The sequence below is a fragment of the Actinopolymorpha pittospori genome, from assembly GCF_014873875.1.
Taxonomy (GTDB): domain Bacteria; phylum Actinomycetota; class Actinomycetes; order Propionibacteriales; family Actinopolymorphaceae; genus Actinopolymorpha; species Actinopolymorpha pittospori.
The window spans coordinates 6,995,461-7,012,752 of the sequence record NZ_JADBEM010000001.1; the positions used below are offsets into that span (position 1 = coordinate 6,995,461).

Here is a 17,292-nt window from a genome sequence, read left to right on the forward strand (position 1 = left end):
CCTCGCCGTCCTCGCCTTCATCGGGGGCTTCTATCACCGGAACGGCGCCGAGTAGCACCCAGAAAGCGACGGGGCCCGACCGGTCTCCGCCTGGTGGCGGTGACCTCGGGCGCCCAGCTCCGCCGCGTCCCGCACTGTCCCAGCGCTTCGTCCTACGACCGCCGGTGTCAGCGCCGCAGCGGTCCCGTCACTGCCGGCGCCCCGCTGCCGGAAGCCGAGCGCGGCGATGTGGACCGCATCACCGCCAGGGCACGAGAGGCGCTGGGCGCCCCTGTCCGGGGCACGGCGCCCAACCGGGAGCCGTCAGCCGTCGACGGTCGAGCATCCCACCGGCACATCCGCCAGGGTCACCCTCTCCTGCGGCGCCGCCACCCTGGGAATGGCCCCGGTCGGAGGTCTGCGGCCGGTCGCCACCGACTCCAGCTTGCCCTCGTCGTGCAGCCGGTCACCGGCGGCGTCGACCTCGCGCCAGGGCCGTCGCGGCCCGGGTTGCGTTCGTCAACTGCCCTGAGCCGAGCTCGAGTGCACGGGCCTCGTCGGGGCGGCGTCGACCCAGCTGACGGCGACTCGGGTGTGGCGCTTGTCGACGACGTAGGCGTCACGCAGCCGGGCGTCCGGGGTGCCGATGGGGTGGATCTCGATCCGCGGCTCGCTGTTCGCCCGGTGGTTGTGGTTCCAATCCCGGATCTGCCCGGCTACTCGATCTGCGAGGTCCGCGGCCTGGGGGCCGTGGGCGAACACGCCCAGCTCGAACCACGAGCGCTCGGTGCCGTCGATGAGGTCGCCGGTCCGTCGGCTCGTGACGTAGGCGAGGCTGTCTTCCTCGCAGACCGCGAGGCCGCCCCAGCGGAACACGGTGACGACGAGCCGGCGGTCGAACACGTCGCCGCTGACGTTGAGCTTGCAGGCACCGTCCAGGCTGGTCGCGAGCCGTAGCAGCATGTGGTCGTAGGCTTGTGGCTCCAGGTTGTCCATCATCACTCCGGTCCAGACCTCCTGCCGGGGCCGGGTGAACGCGTGGGCCAGGGCGGCGGCGTCGACCTTCCGGTCGTCGTCGATCCGCAGGACGACGTCACCGTCGGCGAGGACACCTTCATCGTCGACGAGCGGGATGTTGCGGGCGGGGTTGCCGGCGGGACCGTCCATCGGGATGAAACCGCAGGTGCGTCTGGACAGGCTCGCCCAGCAGTCCTCGGCGCGTTCGAAGGCGACCGACTGGCTCCAGGCCGGGAGCCGGAGCGGCACCACCAGCCGTCCTTTCGGGGTGAGCTGGTCCAGCCACGCCGGCGGCACGTCCCAGGCGCCGGTGCTGACGATCACCCGGTCATACGGCGCCCGCTGGGTGTGGCCGAGTGCGCCGTCGCCGTGGACCACCCGGACGTTGTCGTGACCGGTGGTGGCGAGCGTCTCCCGTGCGCGCTCGGCGATCTCGGCGTCGTACTCGATCGTCGTGACCTCGCCGTCGGGGCCGACCAGATGTGACAGGACGGCGGCGTTGTAGCCGATGCCGGTGCCGATCTCCAGCACGCGCTGACCGGGCGCGACGTCGAGTTGCTCGAGAAGCGTGGCGATGATGCCGGGCTCGGAGGCGGAGCTGAGCGGTTCCCCGTCGGGATGGCGTTTCGTGATGACGGGGACGTTGGCGTAGGCCTGGTCGGCCGGTACCTCGGGTACGAACAGGTGCCGCGGCACCGCGCGCATGGCGGCTTCGACCGCGTCGGAGCGGATGACTTCGTAGCGGCGCAGCGCTTCGATCATCCCCTCGCGCGGACCGTGTGTCGGGTCGGCGACTCCCGTCGCGGTGGCGTTCATGGGCGCTCAGTGTGCCAGTACCCATCGACGTGTCAGCGCGGGTTCTGTGCGGTCCCCCGACGCAGCTCCACCGGATCGTGTGCGAAGAGGTCTCCCGGAGCATGGTCTACGCACGGCTGCGGCCATCAGTGCTGTGGTTTCCCTGCGTTGATCCGCCCTGATGCTGGAGCCACTGCTCCGCTGTCGCCGGCCGGCCGTCTATGGACGGTTGGTAGTTCGTCTGTTTGGCGCGGTAGTCCACCAGCGCCATCGCACTGGCTACGCGCAGCCCGCCGGCTTGGACGCCTAGCACATTGGCGGGCCAGTCGTGGCGGGTGGCGCCCCAGAAGTCGGTGTAGTACCCGCTCTCGGCGCTCTGTACCAGGAACAGCTCGACCATGATCCGATCGGTCTCGAACGCCCGCTTGTGAGGGAACCGCTTGGCGGTGATCTCGTCCACGGTGCCGTGCGCCAGGAACGCATCGACCACTCCGAAGTCCTGCGCCGGATACAGAAGGTCGACGTCATGGTGGTGTCGGGGCAAGCACAACCCGACGAGCTCCTCTGCCCAACCACCGAATAGCCAGGTGAGGACACCTGCGCCTTCCAGGTCGGCGACGACACGTCGAACGAAGGGAAGATCGTTGTCTACGCACACGGCAGACCAGGGTATGACGGAGCTGGAACTGTCCATGGGTCCGCCGGGCGGAAGCCGGGAGGATCCACACCCCCGGGCCTCGGTTCGGCGGAAAGTCTTGAGGCCTCCGGGCTGTCAGCGCACCCAGCCGCTGCGTGCCGGTTTCGGGCCGTGCGCGTGTGGTCTGGTGCTCCTCGATGCCTCTCTCCCCAGGTCAGAGGGCCGGGGCCAGCACAGCCTGCCTGGCGAGTCGGATGTGCACTGTCTCACCAACCAGGAAAGGCCCCGTGTCCATCGTCTGACCGGTCTTGTGAGGGACTACGGTGGTGCCCTTCCGAGCATCTCCTACCTCGCCGGGGAGGCATCGAACAGTGCCTGATTCGTTCGTCCATCTGCATGTGCACACCGAGTTTTCGATGCTGGATGGTGCCGCGAAGAACAGCAAGCTGTTCGCGGAGGTCGAACGTCAGGGCATGCCGGCGGTCGCGATGAGTGACCACGGAAACATGTTCGGTGCTTACGAGTTCTTCCAGACCGCGACGAAGACCGGCGTGAAACCGATCATCGGGATCGAGGCGTACGTGGCGCCGGAGTCCCGGTTCCACAAGAAGCCGGTGTTCTGGGCCAACAGCGGTCAGGGGCGCGCCCTGGACGATGGCGGGGAGGGCGGCAAGGACGTTTCAGGCGGGGGCCGGTTCACCCACATGACCATGTGGGCGGTCGACGCCGACGGCCTGCGGAACCTGTTCAAACTGTCGTCGATGGCCTCGATGGAGGGCTACTACAGCAAGCCCCGGATGGACCGCGAGCTGATCGAGCAGTACGCGAAGGGGATCATCGCCACCACCGGCTGCCCGTCCGGTGAGGTGCAGACGAGGCTCCGGCTCGGTCAGTACGACGAGGCGATCAAGGCTGCGTCGGCGTACCAGGACATCTTCGGCAAGGACAACTACTTCCTCGAGCTGATGGACCACGGGCTGGGCATCGAGAGGGACGTCCGCGCGGACCTGCTGCAGATCGCCAAGGAACTCCAGATCCCGCTGCTGGCCACCAACGACTCCCACTACGTGACCGAGGACCAGTCCGACGCGCACGACTCGCTGCTGTGTGTCGGGGTCGGGAAGAACAAGGACGACCCGAACCGGTTCCGGTTCAACGGGTCGGGCTACTACATCAAGACCGCCGAGCAGATGCGGGAGATGTTCTCCGAACTTCCACAGGCCTGCGACAACACGCTGGCGATCGCCGAGCGGATCGGTGACTACAGCGAGGTGTTCGCCTACGTCGACCGGATGCCGCAGTTCGACGTTTCCGAGGGCGAGACCCAGACCTCGATGCTGCGGAAGGAGGTCGAGCGGGGCATCCAGCTGCGCTACGGCGACAACCCGAGCCAGGAGGTGCTGGAGCGGGTGGAGAAGGAGTTCAGCGTCATCAGCCCCATGGGGTTCGACTCCTACTTCCTCGTTGTCGCCGACATCTGCCGCTACGCCCGCGAGAACGGCATCCCGGTCGGTCCGGGCCGGGGTTCGGCGACCGGTTCGATCGTCGCCTACGCCACCAGGATCACCGAGCTCTGCCCGCTCGAGCACGGGCTGCTGTTCGAGCGGTTCCTGAACCCCGAACGGATCAGCCCACCGGATGTCGACCTGGACTTCGACGACCGGCAGCGGGACCAGATGGTCCGCTACGTCACCGACAAGTACGGCGCCGAGTACACCGCGCAGGTCAACACGTTCGGCACGATCAAGGCCAAGGCCGCGGTCAAGGACGCCTCCCGGATCCTCGGGTACCCCTTCGCCGTCGGCGACCGGATCACCAAGGCCATGCCACCGGACGTGGGCGGCAAGGGCGTCCCGATCTCGGGGATGTTCGACTCCGCGCATCCGCGCTACAACGAGGCCGGCGAGATCCGGAAGCTGTACGAGACCGACCCGGATGTCCACAAGGTCATCGACACCGCTCGCGGGATCGAGGGCCTGATCCGTGGCACCGGCGTGCATGCCGCCGCCATCATCCTCTCCTCCGTACCACTGTTGGACCTGATCCCGCTGCATCGCCGCGACAAGGACGGCGTGATCATCACCGGGTTCGACTACCCCTCTTGTGAGGCCATGGGGCTGATCAAGATGGACTTCCTGGGACTGCGGAACCTCGGCATCATCGACCACGCCATCAAGGTCATCAAAGCCAACCGTGGCGTCGAGCTGTCAACCGAGACGATCGCCCTGGACGACGAGGCAACCTACAAGCTCCTCAGCCGCGGGGACACCCTCGGCGTGTTCCAGCTCGACGGCACCGCGATGCGGAACCTCCTCAAACTGATGGAGCCGAGCCGGTTCGAGGACATCGCCGCAGTCCTGGCGCTGTACCGGCCCGGCCCGATGGCCGCGAACGCCCACATCAACTACGCCGAACGCAAGACCGGCCGCCAGCAGATCAGCCCCATTCACCCCGAGCTGGAAGAGGCCCTCGACCCGATCCTGGGCACCACATTCCACCTGTTGGTGTACCAAGAGCAGATCATGGCCATCGCCCGCGCGCTCGCCGGCTACTCTCTCGGCCGCGCGGACATCCTGCGGAAAGCGATGGGCAAGAAGAAGAAGGAGATCCTCGAGGAGTCCTTCGCCGAGTTCCAGGCCGGGATGCGCGAGAACAGCTACTCCGACGAGGCCACCCAGGCGTTGTGGGACGTCATGCTCCCGTTCTCCGGGTACGCGTTCAACAAGTCCCACACCGCAGGCTACGGACACGTCGCCTACTGGACCGCCTACCTGAAGGCCAACTACCCCGCCGAGTACATGGCCGCCTTGCTGACCTCAGTCGATGACGACAAGGACAAGATGGCCGTCTACCTGGCCGACGCCCGCCGGCTCGGGATCAAGGTACTGCCACCGGACATCAACGAGTCGGTCGCCGACTTCACCGCGATCGGAAACGACGTGCGGTTCGGTCTGAAGGCCGTCCGAAACGTCGGGGCCAACGTGATCGAGTCCCTTGTGGCGTCCCGTGAAGCCAAGGGCAAGTTCACCTCCTTCGCCGACTTCCTGGCCAAGGTGGAGGCCACGGTCTGCAACAAGCGGGTCATCGAGTCGCTGATCAAGGCAGGTGCCTTCGACTCACTCGGGCACAGGCGAGCGGCGCTCGCGGCCTGCCACGAACACGCCGTCGACGCGGTGGTCGATGTGAAGCGTGCGGAGCAGGTCGGCCAGTTCGACCTGTTCGCGGCCTTCGACGAGAACGACACCTCGGCACCTCCCGTCTCCCAGTTCGGAGTCGAGCTCGACGAATCGATCGAGGAGTGGCCACGCAAGTACAAACTGGCCAACGAACGCGACATGCTCGGCCTGTACGTCTCCGCCCACCCCCTCGATGGTGCGGAGCGGATCCTGGAACGAAACCGGGACCTCGGCGTGATCGAGCTCCTGGAAAGCGAGCGCACAGAAGGCGAAATACGCCTTGCCGGGATGATCAGCAAGGTCGACCGTCGCATCAACAAGAGAGGCGACCCTTGGGCGATCGTCACCCTCGAAGACCTCGACGCGAGTATCGACGTGCTGTTCTTCCCCTCCTCCTACATGCTCGTGGGCGCCGAGCTGATGGAAGACTCGGTGATCTCGGTCAAAGGCAGGATCAACGAGCGTGACGGGGCCCTGAGCATCTTCGGGCAGGAGCTGGCCTCCCTGGACATCTCCTCCGTCGAGAACTCGGCCGGAGCTCCCGTCATCGTGACCCTGCGGTCCGTTCAGATCACCCCTGCCCTGGTGGCCGACCTCAAAGAGATATTCCTGACCCACGAAGGCACCAACCCGGTCCGGATCCACATGCAACAAAACAGAGGCAGCACGCTGGTTCTCGCGTTGCCAGGCTGGACAGTCAACGCAGACAGCGCCTTCATGGCTGACATGAAGGCACTACTTGGACCCGCCGCCCTCAAGGTATGAGCAACGACCGGGACCAGCACAAGCTGCCGCGACTAGAGGTCGGTACGACCAAGCGCTGTCCACGCTGCGCTCGGGAGGGACTGCTATCAACGTCGGTGCCCCATGGAGCGACGAACGCCTCCGGCCGCCAGGTCCCTGGGCACCTACCCGTAGTGCTCTGCCAAAGCTGTGACGCCGATGATCCCGTGGCTGGACCGATCATCACCTTCTTCCTCGTCCACGGACAGGTCACGATCGACAACGCCGACGACTTCAGCAGGCTCGCCCGTGCCTGGGCGGCTCAACTCAGGGCTCCTACCTTCGATCCGAAAGCGTTCGAGACCGACCTCGCTGCCTGGGAAGCAGGTGACTTCGACGACCCTCCAGAGCTGACCCCACCCAGTGGGAGATGAGTCGGTCACACCCCACCGGATCTCGTGCAAGTAGATCGTCGACGGATGGGGTTATACCCGGCAGCCCAATATGTCCCGTCAAGTCCTTGCGGCAGGCCTCGATGGCGCTGGGTGACTGCTAGTTGTGGAGGCGGGTTTCGCCGAGGTGGTGAAGATCGACCGACTCAGGTGCGTGGGTGATGGTCAGGTCGAGTTATCCGCCGCGATTCGGTCTGCTGCTTGGCCGACAGCTTGGGCTGTTTGCCGCGCAGTCTGCCCTTTGCCCGCGCGACGGCCATGCCCTCCCGAGTCCTCATTCGCAGCAGGTCGACCTCGATTATGTGGACAGTTCCAAGATCGCAACCCTGTGAGTTGCAGTTGCGGAGATCGTGTGTGCGGCGTTCGGCTACTCGATCTTGCCGGTTTCCGGTTTCGTTCTGTTGCCTGTGGGTGCTTTACGATCGGCCGTTTGTGGTCCGGGTGATTGGCGGAGGCTTCATGGCGTATGCGGAGGCACCGCCGCAACCGCTCGGTCGTAATCGGGATTTCCTGCTGCTGATGCTGGGGCAGGCAGGTTCCTTGGTTGGGTCGAGCATGACCACCCTGGCCCTTGCGATGCTGGCCTACGCGATCACGGAATCGGCTGCTCTGGCCGGGGTGGTGAGCGCGGTCTACGGCGTCGGCCTGGCGGCCATGATGCTGCCGGCCGGCGCCATCGTGGATCGGGTTGACCGCAAGAAGGTCATGATCGTGACCGCAACCGGCGGAGCGGTCGTACTTGTGAGCATTCCTGTGGCGGCCGCAATGTGGTCGGTCACCTTCCCGCACTTGATCGTGGTCGCCGGCTTGGGCGGGGCGTTGACGTGCTTCTACAACCCGGCCGAGATCGCGGCGTTGAAGGAGGTCGTTCCTCCGGTCCAGATGGGTACGGCGATGGCCGCGAACCAAGGCAGGGGCGCCATTGCGAGCCTGATCGGCCCGCCTGCTGCCGCGTTGCTCTACGGGATCGGTCGAACCCTTCCGTTTCTGATCGACGCGCTGACTTTCGCCATCGCGGCTGTGTGCACCGCAATGGTCCGCCGACCACTGCCGGCGCCGCAAAGACCGAGGAGCCAGAGCCTCGCCCGCGACGTGGTCGAGGGCGTTGGCTGGCTACGTCGTGCGCGACCGGTACGGGATCTCGTCGTGTCCACGATGGTGTCCAATATCGCGTTCACGGGAGCGGCAACGACAGTTCTGCTTGCCCTGCAACAGGGGGGGACCCCGCCATCACAGCTGGGGCTACTGCAGGCCAGCTACGGGCTCGCAGGCATCGCCGGCTCGCTGTTGGCGTCAGCAGTGCTACGTCGTGCCACGGTGGGCGCCATCGTGCGCAGCGTATTTTGGCTGCTCGCCGGCTTCCAACTATTCCTGACGCTTCACGCTTCGATCTGGTGGTTGGGCCTCTTCGTCGCGCTGGGCTATCTGGTTGTTGGTCCGTCGAACACAGCCATGTCGGCGTACCAAGTGCACGTCACCCCGCCGACGATGCTGGGACGGTCAGAAGCCGCTGCCAGCTTTGGACGAGTTGTCATGATCCCAATTGGTTCGTCGTTCGCCGGTGTGCTTCTGGAGGCGGTAGGCCGAGTTCCAACCACTCTCGTGTTCGCCGCAGTCATGGGCGTTGCAGCCACGATCGCCACATTCAGCCGACCACTTCGTTCAACACCGAAGACCACAGAACTGCACACAATCGATCCGCTGCGCTAACGACGCCGTGCCCGGAGCACACCAGGCTAACCACTCATGGCCGGCCGTGCCCGGCCATGAGTGAGGTCTCTTAGGCCGAGGTCAGGTGGTTCCCGGGGCACGCGGCGCTGGCATTATGGAGATGATCCGGCGACCTGGCTGCCCGAGGCCCGAGCTACGGCGCGTCATACGGGGTACGGAGGTCTACGCGGTGAGCTTGAGGAGTGCCGCCTCGTCGTCGTCGCTCCGGGTACCGTCCGGGCCAGCTTTCGCCCGAGCTGAGATGGGTGTCTGCGCGTCATGCCGGTCGGCATCGTAGAGGCCGACGTCGACATCACGGCCGGTTGTGGGTCGGCCCTACGTGCCCATGCACATGCCGCGTAGCGGAAGTCGTCGCGACAGGTTTGCGGCGGGGCGTTCAGAGAACGAGAGCCTGCGCGCCTGCGTCGGCGGCTGTGTCGATGAGCGCCTGAAGCCGTGTGGCTGGGACGTCGAGTGGGATTCGCTCCTGCTCGACGCGGGGTACCGGCGCGGACCCGCGGGAGAGGAGCTCGTAGAGAGCGACCTCGTCCGCCTGTAGGTGGGGGACGTCGCGGGCCGAGTGCACCTTCACCGGCTTCCCGTTCTTGTCGAGGCGGGTGCCGTACCGCTGGTACCGCTCGTAGGTCTCGACGTCCATCAGCATGGAGCGCACGGGCAGGCCCGCCGCGCGGAACTCGTTGAGGATTTCGAGTCCGTCTTGGTCCAGGTCGCCCCAGTACACGACCAGGGACGCCGCGCGGACCCACGGTGCGGACGCGATCGTGGCCGCGCCACGGCCCTCGCCTTCGATGGCGATGCCGCCGGGGACGGCCGGGAATCCGATGGCGGTGTCCTTGTTCTCGCTGATGAGAACCACCCGCGGCTCGTACGCCGGCAGGGCTGCGTCGCCGACGTTGTAGGAGTCGTGGCGTCGTCCGCCGTGGGCCAGGTGGTCGGGGTCGAGGTAGGTGAAGTGGAACCGTGCCGGGTGCGGCGGCAGGAGGCCGAGGTTGTCGAGGCCGGTGACGGTCCGCACGAGGCCTTGGTGGGAGTCGAGCCATTTGGCGTGGACACCTTCGATCGGCACCTGTCGCGGCGTCAGCGGTGCCGGCGGTGCCGGCGGCGCGCCGGCGCCGTCAACCTGGTGCGCGAGCTCGACCCGCAGGAGGAAGTAGCCGCAGACCCGGAGGAGGACGTCGAAGTCAACATCGCTGAGCTTGGCGGCGCCGCGGATGGCGCGCGGAAGGTTCTGCTGGTCGGGGAACTGCCGGTGGAGGACGGCGGCGCGGGTCCGGGCAGTGGCGATGAGGTCGGTCCATGGGTCGCCGGCGATACGGACGGCGGTGTTGAGGTCGGGAACGACGACGTGGGAGACGACCTGCTGTCGGGTGCCGGCGACCATCCGGGTGGCGTAGACGAGGACGACGTCGTGCACTGCTGCCCAGTCGCGCCACTCCCCGAGCTGTCGGACGTAGGCGCCGAAGTCGGCGCCCAGGTCGGCTGAGGCCGACCGCCCGACCGGGAACCGGTGCGGCCACGCAGGACCGGCCGCCGACGCCGCTTCCTCCGGGTCACTGGCTGGGTCGCTGGCCGGGTCGCGGGGAGGTGGGTGCTGTTCGGCTGCGACGGTCGTGGCCCAAGTGTTCTCGACCCGAGCGCGGACCTTCGCGACGATGTCCGGAACGCCCCGCACGCTCACACGCGCACCCCGCCGTCAAGGGCGTAATCGGAGCTGTTCTCGGAGCTGTCAGGCTTGGGCTGCCGGTCGGTGATGTGGTCGATGAACGCGTACCCGGTCGCCTCGTCCTTCTGGATGACCACGAACGAGTCCATGTGCCGCTCCAGGCCGGTGAACTTGTCCTCGGGTGCGCCAACGATGATCTGGAACTTCAGACCCCGCCACGCGGATACGGCTCGGCCGGCGAACTGGCTGTCGGCCTTCACGAACCCCTCGTCGAGGAACACCGGAGCGAACCGAGGCTGGTCGCGCAGCTCGTCACCGAGGCGGAAGCGGAGCGCGGACCCGATGATGAACGCAATCAGCTCCTGGGACTCGCCACCGGATGCGGACCCGAGCTGACGGAGCTCCTGGGCGGCCCACGTGTCGGACCCGACCGGGTACTCGACCGCGTACACCTCGACGTGCTGGCGCACGTCCAGAAGCTTGTCCCGGCTCGACTTCTCCGAGGAGAACTTCGGATCCTTCGGGCCCCGCAGCAGCGCCATGAAGTCGGTCAGGTCGGCGAACACCTCGCGCATCTGGTCGAACGTCATCGACTTCGTCGCCAGCGTGGCCATCTTCCGAAGCCGAATGCGGAACTGGCGGACGGTCTCGGTGTTGACGTCGTCGATCTTCAGCTTCAGTCGGCCCTTGCGGGCGCCGAACTCGAGCCCTTGGAGGATGTCGTTGATGGGCACGATGCGCGCCTTGATGGCCTCGATCTCGCTCGACATCGACTGCGCGAGCGGCAGGAGGTCCTCACCGGCCCACTGCGCGACGGCCCGCTGCCACTCGGCCCGGTTCTGGTACAGCCCGGACGCCTCGAGATCTTGGAGGATGCGCAGGTAGTCGGGGTACGAGTCGAGGGTGTCGCCGAGGTTCGCGTCGAACCAGTTCGCCCGGTACAGCTCGAACGTGTCGAGCAGCGAATCCTCACACCGGCTGACCTCGAGGTTCGCCGCACGCTGCTGATCGGACAGGACCCGCTTCACGGCGCCGAGACGTTCGGTGAACCGGTTCGCCTGCGTGACTGGGTCCTCGTCGGTCGCGTCTGCGGTCACCTGGGCGTACACGCCGGATAGGTAGGTCTCCTGCTCGTCGGTCAGCGCGAGCGTCTCGTCGCCCTCGTGCGGATCTAGGATGCGCGAGGTCTCGTCCTTGCGTTCGACGAGCTTCTGCCACACTCCTTCGGCGCGTTTGGCGACGTTGTGCAGGCCGGCGTCCTTGAGCTGTGCGAGCCGGTGGAGCTCCTTGAGGTCGTTGATCTGCTTCTGCAGCCCTTGGAGGCGGTTGTCGCTGCCGAGCAGCTCCTCCTGCCGCTTCTTCAGGCCGTCGATGCGTTCCTCGAGGGTGGCGACGTCGAGCTGCTCCCACTGATAGGTGCCGATCGCGGCGTACGTGGTCGCGCGCTTCTGGTGCTGGCTCGCGGCCGTGTCGAGGTCTCGGATCCGGTCCATCACGCCGGAGAGTTCGCGTTCGAGGTCGTTGAGCTCGAGCTGGATGGCGTCAATGTCGTCCTCGTTGGAGAACCCGATGGTGTTCTCGCGGTGCGCGCGCCCGACCGCGGACCGGATGCCGTGGCGGGTCTGGCCGGTTGCGGTGACCCGGAACCCGCCGGCGTCCAGCTCGTCGGGGTGGTTGACGCACAGCGCGTTCAGTGACCCGTCGGCTAGGTGGGCCTGGAGCCACCCGGCGTACGGGTGGTCGGCGAAGACGAGCTTGCCCAGGATGCGCCCGGCCTGGTCGGCCCCGGTGGCGCCGTCGAGTGGGAACCGGTGCGGCACGTCGGCGGTGCCGTCGATGAGGTTGACCCGCCCGCCGAGGTTCAGGTCGTTGAGCGCGCGGGCGACCTCGCGGCGGCGGTGGGCGGGGATGACGATGCGGCGGGCGTCGCCGCCGAGGACGGTTTCGACAGCGGTCCGCCACCGTTCCTCACCGGGTCGGATGTCGATGAGCTCGGCGACGTACGGCAGCTCGGTGACGGCCATCCCGAGACGCTTGGCGACGGCCTCGCGCAGCGTAACGAGCGGGCCGCGGATGCGGGTGCCGGAGTCGACCAGGGTGCGCAGATCGTTCTCGAGCTCCTTCTTCCGCTTGCTGTGCTCGGTCAACTTGTTCCGCTCCTCGTACCGCTCTTCCTGGTACGTCTCGTTCCAGCCGTCGGAGCCCTTCGCGAACGCGCGGGCGGCCTGCTGGATGCTGTCGAAGTCGCCGCGGCTGTTGAACGCCGTCGACACCTCGGCAGCCAGTGCCGCGAACTGGTCGCGGCGGCCGCGAGTCTGCTCCAGTTGCCCGGAGTAGTTGGCGAGACGGTCCGCGAGACCGGACAGCTCGTTTCCGCCGGAGTTGCGGAAGTCCTCGCGGGCGGCGTCGAGCTCGTCCCACAGGGCCTCGGTGGCGTCGATGGCGGTCTGTGCGTCCCCGGCTGCGGCCCGGTGTCGATCGCGGGCGTGGTCGGCCGCTGTGTCGATGAGGTCGCACTCCAGACGCAGCGACCACGCGGTCAGCTTCGTGAACCCGGGCCGCGTCAGGCCGAACTGGTCGAGGTCACGGATCCGAGCCCGCGCGGCGGTCAGCCGGCCGTGGACCTCGGGGAGGTGCCGCAGGGTGGTGTGCTTGCGTTCGGCTTCCTCCATGCGGGCGAGGTCGCCGGCGATGGTGTCGAAGTGCTCCAGTGCCATATCGGCGTCCTTGAAGGTCGACGGGGTGTCAAGGACGAGCTGGCGGTAGAGACCGTTGACGCTGTTGAACGAGCGGCCGGCCTGGATGCGGGCGAGGAGGTCGAGGGCGTTGAGGCCGTCGCCGTTCGCGCCGATGGCGAGCTTGCGGTACAGGGTGTTGGAGAACTCGCTGTATTCCTTGGTGACCTTCGCCTCGGGCCATGTCGCCTTGATGGCCGCGGCTAGCGGCTTGCCCACGATGTGGGTGGCCATCGCAGGATCCAGGGCGCTGAGCGTGAGCCGGTCGGCGAGGGTCGCCATCCGCTGGCTGATGTCGTTGGAATGGGTGGCGGTCGCGGGGACGAAGTACAGTCGCAGGGCGGAGAACGCGTGGCCGCGGGTGTCGACGAACGTGCCGGCGACCGCCCCCCACGTCGCTCGTCCCTTGCCGCGCAGCAGGTTATCGCTTGATGCGCCGCCGGTATCGTCGTTGACGCCCTGCTTGCCGCGCAGGTACGTCAGCAGGGTCCGCTGGCCGCCGGCCTCGTTGCGAGCGCGGCCGGTGCCAGCGTCGTTGGAGGCGCCGTTGAACGCGACCGAGGACGGCATCATCAGCGCGGTATACGCGTCCAGGAGGGTCGACTTTCCGGTGCCAGACCCTCCGGACAGCATGGTGGCGTCGGGGTGGAATGGCAGCGTGTGGTGACCTTCGAACCCGCCCCAGTTGATGACCTGGAGCGACTCCATCTTCCATTGGGTCGCGGCCGGGTCGGCGGCGTCACCCACACGGCCCGCGCCACTTGTGACGAGGTCAGCGACCGTCGCGCGGTCGAACAGGTTGTCCTGGATGGTCGTCATGCGACCTCGCCGTCCTCATCGAGCTCGCTGCTGTCGGTGACCCTGTGGAGCTCGTCGTGCCCCTGGGCGGCTGGCGCCTCATCGGGGCTATCGGGGGTGTCAGGCCCGTCTTCCTCGCCGTTGGCTTGGTGCTGGCCGGAGTTGTGGGCGTGGAAGGCTTCGACGAGCTGGTTCAGGGTGTTCAGCGGCAGCAGCGCCTCGATCGCGCGGTGGACCCGGTACCGGTCCGTGTCGGAGGTCTTGACCAGCAGGCCGGCGGTGACAAGGCCTGCGATCGCGCTGTGGACGCGCTTCTCGTTGCCGGAGATGTCGGTAGCGGACGCCGGGCGGAACCGTTCGACGTAGTCGAGCATCGCCTTCACCTCGGCGTAGACGACCGGCTGGCCGGACGCGGTCTCGGCCCGGTGCCGCTCGCGCAGGTAGATGAGCAGCAGTGTCTCTTCTCGGTTGTTCGGCGCGTCGCGGACCAGCGTCTTGAACGGGTTGTCGGCGTTGCGGGCCGGCGTCGCGTACGCGACCTCGGCGCGTTCGTCGACGACGAGGATGAAGTACAGGTTGTTCAGGCTGGTGACGATGGGGCCGGGGTCGCGCATCAGGGTGCGCCACGCGACCTTGTCGTCGGAGGAGATGAACGACTTCTTCAGTAGGGCGACCAGGGTGTCGCGCTGCTTGGGGTCGAGGCTGCCCTGGTCGCCGTTCCACAGCGCGAACGTGTCGGGCGCGATTCCAAGAGCGTCGCCGAACTCGTCAGTGTCCTCGGCGTCGCCGGGGCCGCTGACGCCGCGAAAGTCGAGGTCTCCGTCAGGCTCCGCGGCAAGGTATGAGTCGCGGTCTGTGGTGTAGTCGTCGAGCGCGCTGTCGCTCATTGGGGGTTCTCCTGACTCGGCCCAACCGGGCCAGATGCTTCTGGTTCGACGCTCGTGTCAGCGCCGGGGTGGGCGTAGTGGGGCACGTTGAGCAGTCGGCGTGACCCGTCGGAGCGGACGGTCTCGTACACCTCGGTCCTGCCGGTCGGCTCCAGCCCGTTGCGACGCGCGAGCGGCAGCACCCCAAGGATCTCGACCGGCCGACGCAGATCGTCCGGAAGCGCGTGGAACAGCTTCGCGAGGGAGTCGACCCCGCCCTCGGCGCCGAACCTAGCCGCGAGCTGCTCGCGCAGCGACGCGTGCGACGGGCCGCCGCGCGCACGCAGTTCGGCCAGGCTCAGCCCGCCAAGGGTCGCGGGCGTGTCCAGCTCGGCGAGCGGCAGCGGCGGCTCGTCGTCGGCAGGGTCGTACATTTTCGTCTGCAGGTGCTCGATGTCAGGTTTGCCGGGCAGCAGCTGCATCGGCGCCTTGGCGCGCGGCCCGGCGGTTTCCATCCAGGTCGCGAGCTCACCTTCGAGCATCCGCAGGGTCGCGGCGAGCTCGTGATCACGTTGGACGTCATGGGAGGAGATGTAGTCGTGCAGGGTGCGGGAGACCTTCGACCGCTGCTCAAGGACCCGCTTGAGGCCGTCGCGGATGAGCATGACCGAGTTCCGGACCTGGGCACGCTCCTCGGCGAACAGCAGGGCTGTCGCGCGCGGCGACTCGAGCAAGTCCGTGATGTACCGGTTGACCTGGTCGAGCATCGCCGGGTCCCGCAGCAGTTGTAGCGCGCCCTCGAACCCGCGGCCGGCAGCGGACGCCGTGGAGAGCTGTTGGACGTACTCGAGGTAGAGGCGCACCGCCTCACCGGAGGCGACCGACTCGGCGCGGAACAGGGCGATGGTGTCTCGTTCGAACTCGCGGTACGACTCCACGACCCGGGTGAAGTCGCCGGGGAGCTCGTTGAGGTACCGCTGGAGCTCGGCGACCCCTTGCACGATGTCGTCGTCGCTTGCCTCGACGAGTTCGCCGCCGTCGAGGACGCGGTCGATCTCGGCCTGGATGCGGGCCTTCTCGGCCTGCAGGTTCGTCACGTACTCGGTCACGTCTGGCGAGACCGTGGCCGCGAAGTCGCGCAGGTGCCGCACCAGACCTGCGATCAGGTGGCTGGACAGCGAGATGGACCGGTCCTTCGTGAGGCGATCCACCGTCCGCAGGCCGTCCAGGGCCGCGGAGGACAGGGAGTAGACCTCCTCGCCGTCGTCGTCGGGGATGCGCAGCAGCCACCCGTCGCTCATCCACCGCAAGCACGCGTCCCGGCCGTTGCCGGTTGGGACGTTCGCCAGCCCGTCCCGGCGCATGTCCGCGAGGAGCACGTCGACCTGGTCGTGCATCCGGGCGGTCGGCACGGTCGGCTTCTCGGTCGAGAACATCAACCGGAAGATGGTGACGACCGCGACCGAGGTCGGCCGCGTGATGAGCCGCAAGGTGGGCTGAGCGTACGCGGTCTGCACACGCCGGTACTCCGACGCAACATCTGCCATGCCCCCGTACCTCCTTTGCTCGGGCCACGGTAAAGGGCACCTCCGACATTCGCTGCCGTTCCAGGCGATCACAGCCTGGTGGCGCAGCTGTGGACCGGAGATGTGCAGGAACGGTGCCCGGCGGCTCGGCCCTCGCAGCAGGCCGGGGGCGGCTAAGCCCGAATCCACCGATGGGCTGTTCTTGATCGTTTCCGGGTCGTTTTGGGGTTGTCAGGGCAGGCGGTGGCGCCTGGCCTGATTGCCAGGTCGTCCACGTTGGGGGTTCCGGGTCGCGCCGTTGTGGCTGGGTGGTCAGACCTTCCGGACCGACCGTGGACTGTTGGCGCAATCGGCGGAGTAGGGGCCCACGACGTCGCGTCCGAGGATGGGCACCCGCCACCTTCTACGGCCGGTCAGGACTTGGCATAGCGGCGGATGGACCAGGCCATCGGCTCGTAGTAGCGCGAGCCCCTCAACTGGACGATCTCCACGCTCTTGCCGGGGCGGGGCGCATGGATCATCTGCCCGTTGCCGAGGTAGATCCCGACGTGGCCGAAGCTGCCGGCGGCGCCGGACCCGTCCTCGCTGAAAGAGACGACGTCGCCGGCCCGCATCTTGTCCCAGTCCCAGGGGACGACACTGCCGCGCGAGTCCTTGCCTTGCGTCTCGGCCGAGTGCGCCAGCTGGACGCCGGTGGCGTTGTAGACCGCGAACAGGACCAGGCCCGAACAATCGAAACCGACCACACGTCCACCGCCGGTGGAGGAGTAGGTGCCCGCGCTGGGGCCGTTGATGTCCCCACCACCCCACGCGTAGGGGGTACCGATGTAGTGCTTGGCCGCGGCAACGACCGCCCGGCTGGCGGTGGGGCGTCGGGGCCGCCGTCGTCGCAGCCGGCGACCGGGCCGGCGGGCGGCAGCGACTCCAGCAGGTCGGGGTCCTCGGTCAGGGTGGCCACCATCGCCACAGCGTCCGGCCAGTAGGGGGCGTAGTGGTAGGGGTCGGCGTTGTGCTGTGCGCGGTGAGCGGCGATCGTCGGCTCAAGCGTGAGGTAGTTGGGCACGGCGATCAGGGCCTTGAAAAAGTTCGTGCTCGCGATCGTCGGGTTCATCCGGTCGCTGTAGCTACCCCAGGCGCCGTTGTCACGCTGTTGGAACAGCCCTCGGGAGTCCGGGCCCGCGGCGTCACCTCGGT

The 17,292-nt window shown here is 67.4% G+C and carries 10 protein-coding genes; 3 read left to right on the forward strand and 7 right to left on the reverse strand.

The genetic code is table 11. The features are described 5' to 3' along the window. Positions 1-498: 498 nt before the first annotated feature. Together fxlM and HEB94_RS32595 are read right to left on the reverse strand one after the other, a co-directional pair. Positions 499-1,812 carry a methyltransferase, FxLD system gene (gene fxlM, locus HEB94_RS32590; protein ID WP_192753407.1) on the reverse strand — a complete coding sequence of 438 codons (1,314 nt, stop codon included), beginning with the start codon at positions 1,810-1,812 and terminating at the stop codon, positions 499-501. A 106-nt stretch (positions 1,813-1,918) separates the two neighbouring features. Continuing rightward, a complete protein-coding gene (locus tag HEB94_RS32595; RefSeq protein ID WP_192753408.1) occupies positions 1,919-2,449 on the reverse strand; it encodes a nucleotidyltransferase domain-containing protein in 531 nt (176 codons plus the stop codon). A gap of 350 nt (positions 2,450-2,799) precedes the next feature. On the opposite strand from HEB94_RS32595, the gene dnaE reads away from it, so the two are divergent. The 3 genes from dnaE (at position 2,800) to HEB94_RS32610 (ending at position 8,489) form a co-directional block, all read left to right on the forward strand. Beyond that, positions 2,800-6,369 (forward strand): DNA polymerase III subunit alpha, encoded by a 3,570-nt coding sequence (gene dnaE, locus HEB94_RS32600; protein WP_192753409.1) that lies wholly within the window; start codon positions 2,800-2,802, stop codon positions 6,367-6,369. Continuing rightward, positions 6,366-6,761: a DUF6300 family protein gene (locus HEB94_RS51410; protein WP_238361700.1), complete on the forward strand. Its 396-nt coding sequence runs from the start codon at positions 6,366-6,368 to the stop codon at positions 6,759-6,761. Before dnaE ends, HEB94_RS51410 begins: the two co-directional genes overlap by 4 nt. Before the next feature lie 477 nt (positions 6,762-7,238). Next, positions 7,239-8,489 carry an MFS transporter gene (locus HEB94_RS32610; protein ID WP_192753411.1) on the forward strand — a complete coding sequence of 417 codons (1,251 nt, stop codon included), beginning with the start codon at positions 7,239-7,241 and terminating at the stop codon, positions 8,487-8,489. Positions 8,490-8,886: 397 nt separating this feature from the next. Here the strand turns inward: HEB94_RS32610 and HEB94_RS53810 are convergent, their stop codons facing one another. From HEB94_RS53810 to HEB94_RS51425, 5 genes are all read right to left on the reverse strand, one after another. Next, positions 8,887-10,188 carry a Wadjet anti-phage system protein JetD domain-containing protein gene (locus HEB94_RS53810; RefSeq protein WP_192753412.1) on the reverse strand — a complete coding sequence of 434 codons (1,302 nt, stop codon included), beginning with the start codon at positions 10,186-10,188 and terminating at the stop codon, positions 8,887-8,889. Further along, positions 10,185-13,727, reverse strand: coding sequence for an ATP-binding protein (locus tag HEB94_RS32620; RefSeq protein WP_192753413.1), 3,543 nt, complete (start codon positions 13,725-13,727; stop codon positions 10,185-10,187). Before HEB94_RS32620 ends, HEB94_RS53810 begins: the two co-directional genes overlap by 4 nt. Further along, a complete protein-coding gene (locus HEB94_RS32625) occupies positions 13,724-14,593 on the reverse strand; it encodes a DUF4194 domain-containing protein (RefSeq protein ID WP_192753414.1) in 870 nt (289 codons plus the stop codon). The genes HEB94_RS32620 and HEB94_RS32625 overlap by 4 nt, the downstream gene beginning before the upstream one ends. After that, positions 14,590-16,119 carry a DUF3375 family protein gene (locus tag HEB94_RS32630; RefSeq protein WP_192753415.1) on the reverse strand — a complete coding sequence of 510 codons (1,530 nt, stop codon included), beginning with the start codon at positions 16,117-16,119 and terminating at the stop codon, positions 14,590-14,592. Before HEB94_RS32630 ends, HEB94_RS32625 begins: the two co-directional genes overlap by 4 nt. 392 nt (positions 16,120-16,511) lie before the next feature. After that, positions 16,512-17,078 carry a C40 family peptidase gene (locus HEB94_RS51425; RefSeq protein ID WP_337918571.1) on the reverse strand — a complete coding sequence of 189 codons (567 nt, stop codon included), beginning with the start codon at positions 17,076-17,078 and terminating at the stop codon, positions 16,512-16,514. Between the last annotated feature and the right edge of the window lie 214 nt (positions 17,079-17,292).

Bases quoted from the DNA above. Each gene is read 5' to 3' on its own strand.
- fxlM (WP_192753407.1), bottom strand. From the start codon at position 1,812: ATGAACGCCACCGCGACGGGAGTCGCCGACCCGACACACGGTCCGCGC.
- HEB94_RS51410 (WP_238361700.1), top strand. From the start codon at position 6,366: ATGAGCAACGACCGGGACCAGCACAAGCTGCCGCGACTAGAGGTCGGT.
- HEB94_RS32610 (WP_192753411.1), top strand. From the start codon at position 7,239: ATGGCGTATGCGGAGGCACCGCCGCAACCGCTCGGTCGTAATCGGGAT.
- HEB94_RS32620 (WP_192753413.1), bottom strand. From the start codon at position 13,727: ATGACGACCATCCAGGACAACCTGTTCGACCGCGCGACGGTCGCTGAC.
- HEB94_RS32625 (WP_192753414.1), bottom strand. From the start codon at position 14,593: ATGAGCGACAGCGCGCTCGACGACTACACCACAGACCGCGACTCATAC.
- HEB94_RS32630 (WP_192753415.1), bottom strand. From the start codon at position 16,119: ATGGCAGATGTTGCGTCGGAGTACCGGCGTGTGCAGACCGCGTACGCT.